General features: G+C 39.7%; 10 protein-coding genes. 6 read left to right on the forward strand and 4 right to left on the reverse strand.

Going from position 1 to position 11,655, the window contains the following annotated elements:
* Window positions 1-177 precede the first annotated feature (177 nt).
* From G529_RS0108155 to G529_RS0108180, 6 genes are all read left to right on the forward strand, one after another.
* Entirely contained in the window at window positions 178-1,173 is a 996-nt protein-coding gene (locus G529_RS0108155; protein WP_026915067.1) for an alpha/beta hydrolase, read from the forward strand.
* 94 nt (window positions 1,174-1,267) lie between these two features.
* The gene (pyrR, locus tag G529_RS0108160; RefSeq protein ID WP_026915068.1) at window positions 1,268-1,822 is read left to right on the forward strand and encodes a bifunctional pyr operon transcriptional regulator/uracil phosphoribosyltransferase PyrR; all 555 of its coding nucleotides are present in this window, start codon (window positions 1,268-1,270) and stop codon (window positions 1,820-1,822) included.
* Window positions 1,815-2,747: an aspartate carbamoyltransferase catalytic subunit gene (locus G529_RS0108165; protein ID WP_026915069.1), complete on the forward strand. Its 933-nt coding sequence runs from the start codon at window positions 1,815-1,817 to the stop codon at window positions 2,745-2,747. The genes pyrR and G529_RS0108165 overlap by 8 nt, the downstream gene beginning before the upstream one ends.
* A gap of 8 nt (window positions 2,748-2,755) precedes the next feature.
* The gene (locus G529_RS0108170) at window positions 2,756-3,088 is read left to right on the forward strand and encodes a hypothetical protein (RefSeq protein WP_026915070.1); all 333 of its coding nucleotides are present in this window, start codon (window positions 2,756-2,758) and stop codon (window positions 3,086-3,088) included.
* 17 nt (window positions 3,089-3,105) lie between these two features.
* Window positions 3,106-4,014, forward strand: a complete 909-nt coding sequence (locus G529_RS0108175; protein ID WP_026915071.1) for a ribonuclease Z — start codon at window positions 3,106-3,108, stop codon at window positions 4,012-4,014.
* Window positions 4,015-4,187: 173 nt separating this feature from the next.
* Window positions 4,188-4,694: a CAP domain-containing protein gene (locus G529_RS0108180; protein ID WP_026915072.1), complete on the forward strand. Its 507-nt coding sequence runs from the start codon at window positions 4,188-4,190 to the stop codon at window positions 4,692-4,694.
* A 101-nt stretch (window positions 4,695-4,795) separates the two neighbouring features.
* Here G529_RS0108180 and G529_RS0108185 read toward each other — a convergent pair whose 3' ends face one another.
* The 4 genes from G529_RS0108185 to G529_RS16185 form a co-directional block, all read right to left on the reverse strand.
* Window positions 4,796-6,274 (reverse strand): S41 family peptidase, encoded by a 1,479-nt coding sequence (locus tag G529_RS0108185; protein WP_026915073.1) that lies wholly within the window; start codon window positions 6,272-6,274, stop codon window positions 4,796-4,798.
* Between the two features lie 388 nt (window positions 6,275-6,662).
* A complete protein-coding gene (locus G529_RS0108190) occupies window positions 6,663-8,537 on the reverse strand; it encodes an OmpA family protein (RefSeq protein ID WP_035695845.1) in 1,875 nt (624 codons plus the stop codon).
* A gap of 16 nt (window positions 8,538-8,553) precedes the next feature.
* The gene (locus G529_RS0108195) at window positions 8,554-9,450 is read right to left on the reverse strand and encodes a PorP/SprF family type IX secretion system membrane protein (RefSeq protein ID WP_026915075.1); all 897 of its coding nucleotides are present in this window, start codon (window positions 9,448-9,450) and stop codon (window positions 8,554-8,556) included.
* Between the two features lie 12 nt (window positions 9,451-9,462).
* Window positions 9,463-11,655 (reverse strand): HYR domain-containing protein (locus tag G529_RS16185; protein ID WP_157514584.1); only part of this gene is annotated, 2,193 nt, incomplete at its 5' end.

Consider the following 11,655-nt stretch of genomic DNA (forward strand, 5'->3'; position numbering starts at 1 on the left):
CAGAATTTTTCTAAGTTGTTATAAAATAAATGATATGTATTAGACAGGACAGGTAGAAATTATGGCTATACCTAAGCATTGTTTTTACAGGCAAATACAGGGTTCAATCGAGTTGAAAGAGTAGATTTTGCTATTAATTATATAGAAAGGTGTGTCATTTTTAAGTATTATTGAAATATGAAAAAAAGATACTGGATCTCCCTTATGATCCTGGTCCTTCTGGCCATAACCTACTTTACCGGCCCTGTACCTGATGAGCCGGAATATACCTTGGAGATGCCGAAGTTGCCTTCCGGCTTAGCCGCGCTGGAAACTTATGTAGATGACAGCGAACGAAAAATGCCTACTCGCAAGGATAACCAGGCTCGAATTGATTGGTATAACGGTGAACCATCCACTACCGAATATAGTATTGTTTATTTACATGGCTTTGCCGGCAGTTACAGGGATGGTTACCCGGTAAACAAGAATGTTGCTAACAAATTAAAGGCAAATATATATTATGCCCGCTGGGCGGGTCATGGTTTGCAACCTCAGGCGAGTCTGGAAGATTTTAGCGGTAAGGAAGCCTGGAAATCTGCGAAAGAGGCCTTGGCTATTGGGAAGCAAATTGGTAGAAAAGTGATTATAATGAGTACTTCCACAGGAGGTACGCTCGCCTTTAAACTTGCTGCTGAATATCCCGAAGATGTTCATGCCCTTATCAACATGGGGCCAAATCTGGAAGATGATCAGCCGGGTACTTTTGTTCTGAATACTCCCTGGGGTTATGAGATCGCCAGCCTGATTAGTTTTGGCAAAAATAAGAAGATCGAGCATGAGCAAAAAATCGCTACACAGTATTGGGATACCATTTATCCTTCCAGGGCTTTGGTAGACCTTCAGGTGCTTGTGGAGACCACCATGATCCCACAAACCTTCAAAAAAGTGAAATCACCTGTTTTGACACTGTATTATCATAAAAATTTTATGCAGGAAGATGAACATGTAGAGGTAGATATTTATGAAGAAACTCACAGATTACTTGTTACGCCAGACTCGATGGTTGTTTTGAAGCCTCTGGCCACTCCAGAGACACACTTTGTAGGCAGCGATATTAAATCAAAAGACATTAAAATCGTAGAAAAGGCAATTGAAGATTTTCTAACAAATAAACTGAATATCAATATTTAACTTTTCAGAATAGGTAGGTTGAAGGCTAGGTATATTGATTATCAAAATCAATTCAAAAAAAGCCTTACTTTTGTTCTAATCTACAACCAGTTTTATGAGCCGCAAAGTTCTTTTAGACTCAAACCAACTTGATATCATTCTTCACAGGTTGGCCTGTCAATTAGTAGAAAAACATACAAATTTTGAGAATACCGTTCTCATTGGAATTCAGCCACGAGGCATTTATGTTGCTGAAAGAATCATCAAAATTCTCAAAGAAGAATACCAACTACATCATTTAAAATCTGGTCAGCTAGATATTACTTTCTACCGGGATGACTTCAGAAGAGGAGAAAAACCACTGGAAGCTAACAAGACGAAAATAGATTTTGTCGTGGAAGATATGAACGTTGTCTTTATAGATGATGTCTTATATACCGGCCGGAGCATAAGAGCGGCGCTTACCGCAATTCAATCCTTTGGCAGGCCCGTAGGAATCGAATTATTAAGCTTAATAGACAGGCGTTTCAGCAGACATTTACCTATACAGCCAGATTATACTGGAAGACAGGTAGATGCGATCAACGATGAAAAAGTAAAGGTTAGTTGGAAAGAGCAGGATGGAGAAGATGCAGTGTATTTAATCGCAAAAGACTTGGATCATGAGTAGTGAATTAAGCGTAGATCACTTACTGGGAATCAAATACCTTCAGAAGGAGGATATCGAGTTAATTTTTAAGACTGCAGATCATTTCAAGGAAGTGATCAACAGGCCAATTAAAAAGGTGCCATCGCTAAGAGATATAACAATAGCGAACCTGTTTTTCGAAAATAGTACCAGAACCAGACTTTCATTTGAACTTGCCGAAAAAAGGTTAAGTGCAGATGTTATCAACTTTTCTGCAGCTTCATCTTCAGTAAAAAAGGGAGAAACACTTATAGATACTGTGAATAACATCCTTTCAATGAAGGTTGATATGGTGGTGATGAGACATCCTAATCCCGGAGCAGGTATCTTTCTCTCACAACATGTAAATGCCAGTATCATCAATGCCGGAGATGGAGCACACGAACATCCCACCCAAGCATTGCTGGATTCGTATTCCATTCGAGAGAAACTTGGAGATGTACAGGGAAAAAAGGTTGTGATCGTTGGAGATATTCTTCATAGCAGGGTAGCGCTCTCCAATATTTTTGCGCTGAAGCTTCAGGGGGCGGAAGTGAAGGTGTGTGGACCCAAAACCTTACTGCCTAAGCACATTGAATCTCTGGGGGTTCAGGTTGAAACAGATCTTAAAAAAGCTTTGGACTGGTGTGATGTTGCTAATATGCTACGTGTACAAAATGAACGTATGGATATTAGTTATTTTCCAAGTACCCGTGAATATGTAAAACAATTCGGCCTGAATAAGAAAATGCTGGATAATCTTAATAAAGAGATTGTCATTATGCATCCAGGACCAATCAACCGTGGAGTAGAGATCACCAGCGATGTGGCAGATTCTGAACATGCGATCATTCTTGACCAGGTTCAGAATGGGGTCGCCGTTAGAATGGCGGTAATTTACTTACTTGCCTCCAAAATCAAACAATAACAGATATCATGAAAAGAACTAATAAAGATAACTACATTCTTATTGCTGCAGAAGATGCAGAGCTAACCGAATTCACAAGTGAGTTAACCAAACATCATAAAGATTTTGAAACTGCTAATGTCGTAGTAGATCTAAGATCCTTTAAAGACCTGAAACATCATCAGTTACTGGCATTTCTGGAAGTTAGTAATGTGCATAGAGAAGCGAAGAAAAGTTTCGTCATTGTAAATGACGCACTGGCGATTGATGTATTACCGGAAGAATTGGTTGTAGTGCCCACTTTGCAGGAGGCAGAAGACATGATACAGATGGATGAGATCCAGCGTGATCTTGGATTTTAATAATGAGCCATCATCAGTTGAAAATAACGATTCTCGGGTGCTATGCCGCGACGCCCAGGAGCTTTACCAACCCAACTTCCCAGGTTCTCGAAATTAAAAACCACCTTTTCCTAATCGATTGCGGTGAAGGTACCCAGGTGGCTTTGCGAAAGAATAAGATAAAGTTCTCCAGCATCAAACATATCTTTATCTCTCATCTGCATGGGGATCATGTGTTTGGACTGGTGGGCCTTGTTTCCACTTTTTCTTTACTGAATCGTGAAACTGAGCTTCATATTTATGGACCTAAAGGCATCAAAGAGTTTATTACTGTACAACTGAAATTAAGTGGTGCCTGGACCAAATATCCTTTAATCTTTCATGAACTAAACTCCAAAGTATCTGAAGTTATTTTTGAAGATAATGAAGTTACTGTAAGTACAATTCCTTTAAAACACAGGGTTTATACGAACGGATTTTTATTTAAAGAGAAACCGGGCGATCGAAAGCTGCTCATAGACGAAGCCCAGCAAAGAAACATTCACTACACTTTGTTTAAAAGTTTGAAAAAAGGCAAGGATGTAACTTCGGAAGATGGCATACTGGTAAGTAACCACCTAGTTACTCAGGATCCACCCGAACCCTTGTCCTATGCCTTTTGCAGTGATACCATGTTCAATCCTGAAATGATTACTTTAATTCGACAAGTTTCAGCGCTTTACCATGAATCTACATTTCTTGAGAGCGAACTGGCACTTGCTGCTCCTACAAAACATAGCACAGCCAAACAAGCTGCGGAAATCGCTAAACTAGCCCGTGTAGGTCAACTTATTCTTGGTCATTATTCTACACGTTATGACCAAATCACAAAATTTAGAGAGGAAGCTGTCTCGGTATTCCCTAATGTTATTTTAGGCGATGACGGACAAGAAATAATGGTTCAATAACACCGATCAAATATTTAGGAGACGCCTTTAATCGACAAGCGTTCAGGTAATTAGACGTAAATTCTTACAGAATATGTTAAAATTAATGTATAATTAGGTCAATTTGTAGCTAATCGTGTTTTTCGTCGATATAATATGTACATTTATCATCCCAATCTAAATGAACCTCTATTATGACTAAGTATTTCTCACCTGCACTAATTATTTTATTCTGTACGCTATTTCTTACTTCTTGCTCTAAGGATAATTCTGAAGATAGTGTTACCGGTTATGATCAAACTGTCACCAGCCGTGCCTCTTATGAATACAGCGCCCTGGAAGTAGAGATCTTAGAAGATCTGAACATTTACAGAAAAGCTAATGGTTTGAGTGAATTACAGCCACTTGCTGAAGGTTCTGTAGAGTCTGAAGATCATAATTACTATATGATAGATGCAGGAGCCGTTAGTCACGATAATTTTTCTGAAAGAGCTTCGTATTTGATGAATGCAGTAGGCGCGAGCAAGGTGGGAGAAAATGTAGGTTATGGGTATAGAACTTCTGAAGCAGTGATTAATGCATGGCTAAAAAGTAGAGGACACAAGGACAATATTGAAGGAAATTATACTCATTTTGGAATTTCTGTTAGACAGGATGCAGAAGGGAAAAACTACTTCACAAATATTTTTGTAAAAAAATAAAAGAATATACACCCCCCGAAATTTAAAAGGGAACAGGCTAGAGGCTGTTCCCTTTTTTCATTTTACTACTTAAATTTCAGCAACAATAAATTAATGCTCTATTACTGAATTGCAGCTGGAATGCGATCGATATACATCTTCTGAAAATCTGCCTTGTTCATCCCGCTTTCACCAAGAAGCTCAATTTCCATTCTGTTCACTCTTGACTTAGAAATACTGGATCGTCCCAGAATACTATTGATTGCAATTTCGAGAAGAGGTTCTGAAGGATCACCAAGCACTCCAAGATTGTTAAGATCTTCCACATATGCCACGTCTGGTTGCAGGCCATTGATGTAATCTGAATTTCCATCTACATTTATGGATTTGAATACCAGCGGTTGCATTGCATAAGTATGATTTTCACTGGCACCTTCTCTGCTAAAGTCGTCGCTGTCATACAGGGTTACAGAAGCCTGGAATTTTCCAACGGTTCGATCTCCAATCTGATTTACTGTGATATAGGGATCGAGTCCGTTAATAATCAGTTCGCTGGCAGAGGCGCTGGAACGGGATGTAAGGACATAAACTTCAGTTAAGTTCAAACTATTGATTGCTGCTCCGTTTCGAACATTGCCATCAAATCTATTCAGCAATGCTTCCGGGTTCTGGGCTTCATAATATGTTTGATATTTGTCATTCCATTGCTCTTTCATAAAAACCTCTCCCTCAAACTGTCCCGTAATCATACTGGCAAGATCCACGGCAGATTCTACCGATCCTCCACCATTGTACCTTAAATCGACCACAAGGTCCGTCACAGCATTGGATTGAAACTCTGCAAAGGCAGCATTTAGATCATCATCAAAACTTGCCGTAAAACTATTATACATCAGGTATCCAATCTTTCGCCCACCTATGTCAAGCGTTTTGGCTATAAATACCGGATTTTCAGTATAGGTTTCATCAGTCAATGTAACTACCTGATCTGTCACCACGATCTGGTTATCCTGAACATATGCCACATTGATACTGAAGCTGTTCTGACTTATAAGTTCCATAAAGTTGGAAGAAGTGAGTTGCTGACCATCAATTTCCGTAAACACTGTTCCTCGCATCAATCCAGCCTCTTCAGCAGAAGTTCCCGGTAACACATATCTAATAAAACCGAATACAAAATTTGAGTTGGAAATTTGCCCGATTCCGTAATCTATGCCCGTGGCGCCGCTCATTCCTTCAAATCGCTCTTCGAGCTCATTATAGTCATCTGTCAGGAAACTAAATCTGTCAAAATCTGCCGTAAGATCATCGAAAAGGGATTCTGGCGAAGACGCATCGACTAAGAAATCAGTTTTTTCAGAAGATGATGAAAAATAATTATCTGCCAGTTCCGGAACATCGTCTTTGTAGAGATAGATCTCGTTAAGGCCATTATATATAAAGCTTTCAACCTCGATTGCTTCATCCACCGGCTCCTCATTTTCATCGATAATATTTTCGGGAAGATTTGGATTTTCTTCGGTAGGTGTATCCTCTTTTTCACAGGAAGCTAGCATTCCGAAGCTGAAAAGCAGTATTATCATTTTACTCTTAAAATTCATGTATTTATTTTTTAGCGGCGTAATGTATGCAAATCACTAACTATGCCATCATAGTTCATTATTATATACGAAAAATAATAAACTTCGGTTCAAAAATAACTTTTTGAATATTAAACCAGGCGTATGCGTAGGATGATGTTCGACCTGGTCCCGGTTAAACATTAGAATAGGAGAGAAGCACTCTTGTAGCAGTGAATATTTAGAACTGATAAACTTTCTGAGATATTCTAAATTGAATGATAGAAGCTGCAAACTATCAAAATCGAAAAAGGTTCAGGCTAGAGGCTGAACCTTTTTCTTTGCAAATCGATTTGTTGGGGTCGATTTATTGATCATATCAACACTAGTTGATACCCCAGCTTCGATTCTGGTAGGGTCGTTAATTATTTTATTCGGAATCTTTCATTTCTACCACGCTAAACATAGATCTTCTGTTCAACTGGTGATCTTTTTCTGAACATCTGTCACAATCGATCGCCGGCTTGTTTTCTCCATAACCTTTGTACTCCTGAATTCTATCTTCAGCAATACCATTAGCAACAAGATAGTCGAAAGTGGACTTAGCTCTTCTTTCTGCCAGCTTTTCGTTATAGGCATCTGTTCCTCGTCGATCTGTATGGGAACCAATGGCAATTACAAGCTCTGGATATTCCTCTTTCATAAGACTAACAAGCTTGTCCAGTTCTTTAGCAGCGTCCGGTCTTATGTTCGATTTGTCAAAATCAAAATATATATTGTCAATTTCCGCGAGATATTCCACATCCTTGATTGGATTTAATTGAATATCAAATTTAAGAGTATCAATATCATCACTCTCCCTGGTATCTAAAGTGCCATTAAAAGTCTCATATTTGATCTCTTTGGCTTCGATCGGAAATTCGATATTTCGATCGATCTGAGTTTCGTAGTAACCCTCTTCGTTCGTTTCAAGAAAGGCAATTTCCTCACCGTCTTCATTTATAATTCGAACGGTCGCCGCGGTTATCGGGTTTCCGTTTACAGCATCAGACACGATACCTGCGACGACTAATGGGTTCATTTTATTAAAAACGAAAATGTTGTCGTTATCTCCCGCACGGTTACTTGAAATATATCCTTCTTTAGAATCCTGCACCTGGAAGTAGGAAAAATCATCTAGACTACTATTAATACTTTCTCCTAAATTTTCAACGGTTTCACTTCCTTCTTCTAATCTGAAAATATCAAACAGACCTAATCCTGCATGTCCATTTGATGAAAAATAAAGTGTACCATCTGTATCCATGAAAGGGAAAGTTTCGTCAAACTCAGTATTCACAGGCGCACCAAGGTTTTCAGCGGGTCCATAGGTATTGTCTTCATTGATCGCTACTTTATAGATATCTGTTCCTCCATTTCCATTCGGCATGTCTGAAGTAAAATAAAGTGTTTTACCATCTCTTGACAGCGAAGGGTGACCTATGGAATAATCGTTGCTATTAAACGGTAATTCCTTGACGTCTATCCACGATCCATTGGATAAAGTAGCTGAATATAATTTTAAGTGATTGGTTTTATCCTTATCTCTTTTTCCTTCCTTATTACCGAGGTAATTATTTCTGGTAAAATAGATGGTGTTACCGTCTGGAGATACTACTGCCGGGCCATCATGTAGTTTGGTGTTGATATCCCCTGGTATAGGTTGTATGTTTCCGGTTTCTGAATCCATTACATAAATGTCCAAAAATGGTTCACCGTTCCAGCTATAAGTTTTTTCTTTCACATCAACACCCTGTGCTCTTGCAGAAACAAAATAGATCGTCCCGTCCATCTCAAATACTCCAAAATCACTGACATCTGTATTGAAATCTGCCTGCTTCAGTTTGTAGGTGGCCATGCTTCTGTACTCATCCTTATTTAACATGGTTTGTATTCCATCAGAATTTCTACCGGTTTCGAGGTAACGCTTCAGGAAGGTTCTCGACTCGTCGTAACGTTTAACACCTCGAAGAGCCTGAGCATATTTATAGTAATATTCCGGAGAGATCGTACTGTCTTCTATAACGTCTCCATAGTAAAAAACCGCGTTTTCAGGACTACGTAGCATCATATAGGCATCACCCAGTCTAGTAGAGTTATAGGTAACATTGTAGTCATCTTCAATAAGTTCTTTATAAACTTCAGTAGCTTCAAGATAAGCGAAGTCTTTGTAAAGCCTGTCTGCTTTTTTTTGTTTTCCACTTTGAGCCTGCATCCCAAGGGAACAGATAAAGATAGAAAGGAAAAATATGTAGTAGTTTTTCATAATCTATAGACTTTAGTTAGAAGAAACGTGGAGATTTATATCTGGTATTTTTAAATCTGAATTCGTAAATGAGAATGAATTCATGAGAACCTGCCGTATACGGCTGAATATCAGAAACTGAATATTCATAAGCGTAGCCAGCTCTGAAGCCTGGAAATAACTGAACATCCAGAAAAGCTCCCACAGCATCATCGATTCTATAATTTGCTCCAAGATAAAATTTCTCGTTGAAAATTGCTGTCGCGGTCATGTCTACTGAAAGTGGTGCTCCCTGGGTGGCCTTTACCAGGGTAGAAGGACGTAGTTTCAGGTTGTCACTAAGATCAAACACATATCCGGCAGTAAGGTAATAGTGTACCTGCTCCAATGCTCTAAACTCTTCCAGCTCATTATTGTCTTTATTGATCAATTTAGGTGCAGACAATCCAACATACCAGTTCTGAGCTGATAGATACGCTCCAGCGCCAAAGTTTGGTGTCCATCTGTTGAAATCATCCGCAAAGAATGGATCTGTTCCAATCGTAGGATCATCAAGTCCATAGTAATAAGCACCAGCTTTAAGGCCCAGTCGAAGAGAAACATCTGCACTAAGATCTACTCTATAGGAAAAGTCACCATACACAAAGGTTGTGTTTTCGTCCCCAATCTTATCATTGATGACTGAAAGGCCTAAACCGATCTTATCATTTCGCAATGGAGAATTGATGGACAAGGTCTGGGTTACCGGTGCTCCATCTACGCCAACCCATTGATTACGGTTAAGGGCAGTAATGGAGAATCCGTCTCTGCTACCAGCATATGCCGGGTTGATAGAAACCGTGTTATACATGTATTGAGTAAACTGAGGGAGCTGCTGCGAAAATCCTGGGGCCGCAGCAAATAGCATTAATATAATTAGATAAACTTTTTTCATGGTTTCCCTTTTTTATTTAGTTCCTAAGTAAATATAACCTTGAATTGGTTCGAAGTTACCTTCTCTTATTTCCAGAACATAGAAGTATGTTCCAGATGGTAATTGATTTGAGTTTGTAAATGAAGAGTCGGAGTATCCATCCCAGTTATTCTGGTAGTTTTTAGCATCGAAAACCTTGGCACCCCATCTATTAAATATCTTCAGGTCATAGGTAAATCCACAGGCGATATCTGTATCTATGGTAAAGAAATCATTGATATTATCACCATTAGGAGTTACCGCCTTCGAAATGCTGTTTCTAACATCTTCAACACTACAATCTAATACCACACAATCATCATTGATCATTACAGTCACGAATGTACTTTGAGGACAATTGCCGTCAATTTGCAATTCGAAAGTATAGGTTCCAAGTTCAAGAGATCCCGGAGTAATAAATCCGTTATCCAGCGCTCCTGTGTTATCGGTATCTATCCAGGTTCCTACATCTTCATTATTTGCAATCAGATCAAACAGATTGAAAGCTGAATCATCGATACATAGATCAACCACTCCATTGTCGATTAGCACGATATCTTCTGCAACTGGTTCAGTTAAAACGATGGTCGTAAGATCAGATAACTGGCCAAATTCATCCTGAGCAACCACATCATAGGTTCCCGGACTTAGGTTTGTAAATATACCTATCGCCTGATAGGTTTCTCCGTCTATGCTATAAGTTAATCCATTTTGAACATCTACCGTGATCGTTCCTGTTGGTTCTGAACAGCTCGGTTGTACCACATCTACTACAGGAGCAGCTGGTGGAGCAGGAGCAGGTTCTTCTTCAACGGTTACAGTAAAGCTACATTCTGAAGTATTTCCAGCAGCATCAGTTGCTTCAAAAGTGATCGTAGTCACACCTAAAGGAAACTCTTCACCGGAAGCGATTCCACTGGTCATGGTGATGGTCTCTCCAGAACAGTTATCGGTCGTTTGAGCCACACTGTACTCTACAATGCTGCTTTCTATTCCGAAGCCAACTGTTACGCTGATATTCTCAGGACACTCTATTACGGGAGCTTCATTATCTATCACTGTTACAGTGAAAGTAGTAGTGGAAGTATTTCCATTAATATCGGTCGCTGTGTAAGTTACCATTGTGGTTCCAACCGGAAACTCACTTCCAGATTCCATGCCTTCAGTCAAAGTGACTTCAGATAATTCGCAGTTATCTGTAGCAGTAGGAGCTTCATAAGTAACAACAGCGCCACATATTCCGGCATCATTGTTAACAGTGATGTTCTCTAAGGTTTCAAGTTCCGGAGCCTGATCATCAGTAACAGTAATATCGAATGAACATTCAGAAGTATTTCCTGCAGCATCGGTAACAGTAAATGTTACAGTTGTTGTTCCAACCGGGAATACTTCTCCGGAAGCAGGACCAGCAGTTTGAGTTACCGTAAAGTCTCCGGAATTATCAGCTCCCTGAGGTGTATTGAATTCAACAACAGCACCACAGATATCTTCATTATTACTTAGTTCGATATCATCCTGGCAAACGATCGTTGGATCTTCGTTGTCTTCAACCGTTACCGTAAAGCTACATTCTGAAGTATTTCCAGCAGCATCAGTAGCAGTAAAGGTTACCGTGGTAGTTCCAATTTCGAACTGAGATCCGGAAACAGGACCAGCAGTCTGCTCCACAGTGACTGAACAATTATCTGTACCAGTAGCATCTGTAAAGTTTACGATCGCAAAGGACTCTCCAGTTGCTGTTCCAACAGTCATGTTTGCAGGACAGCTGATTGCCGGAGCTTCATTATCTACTACAGTTACTGTAAAGCTTTCCGTAGTTGTATTGCCTGAAGCATCGGTTACAGTATAAGTAACAGTCGTAGTTCCAACCGGGAACTCAGATCCTGAAGTAAGACCTTCGGTCACTTCCACAGATTCCAGTTCACAATTATCGGTTGCTCCAATCATTCCGAAGTCAACCACAGCACCACATACTCCAGCGTCATTGTTTACGGTAATATCATTCATTTCTTCCACTACAGGAGCTTCAGAATCTGTGACGATTACATCGAAGCTACAGAAGCTGGTATTTCCAGCAGCATCAGTTGCTGTAAAGCTTATGGTAGTAGTTCCAACCGGGAATACTTCTCCGGAAGCAGGACCAGCAGTTTGCTCGATCGTTGCATTACCTGAATTATCAACTATTTC

Origin of the sequence: Christiangramia portivictoriae DSM 23547, from assembly GCF_000423045.1 — a bacterium.
GTDB classification, from domain to species: Bacteria; Bacteroidota; Bacteroidia; order Flavobacteriales; family Flavobacteriaceae; genus Christiangramia; species Christiangramia portivictoriae.

Coding starts and splice junctions, on each gene's coding strand:
- pyrR (WP_026915068.1), top strand. CDS start 1,268: ATGAGCCGCAAAGTTCTTTTAGACTCAAACCAACTTGATATCATTCTT.
- G529_RS0108195 (WP_026915075.1), bottom strand. CDS start 9,450: ATGAAAAAAGTTTATCTAATTATATTAATGCTATTTGCTGCGGCCCCA.
- G529_RS0108190 (WP_035695845.1), bottom strand. CDS start 8,537: ATGAAAAACTACTACATATTTTTCCTTTCTATCTTTATCTGTTCCCTT.
- G529_RS0108180 (WP_026915072.1), top strand. CDS start 4,188: ATGACTAAGTATTTCTCACCTGCACTAATTATTTTATTCTGTACGCTA.
- G529_RS0108170 (WP_026915070.1), top strand. CDS start 2,756: ATGAAAAGAACTAATAAAGATAACTACATTCTTATTGCTGCAGAAGAT.
- G529_RS0108155 (WP_026915067.1), top strand. CDS start 178: ATGAAAAAAAGATACTGGATCTCCCTTATGATCCTGGTCCTTCTGGCC.
- G529_RS0108165 (WP_026915069.1), top strand. CDS start 1,815: ATGAGTAGTGAATTAAGCGTAGATCACTTACTGGGAATCAAATACCTT.
- G529_RS0108185 (WP_026915073.1), bottom strand. CDS start 6,274: ATGAATTTTAAGAGTAAAATGATAATACTGCTTTTCAGCTTCGGAATG.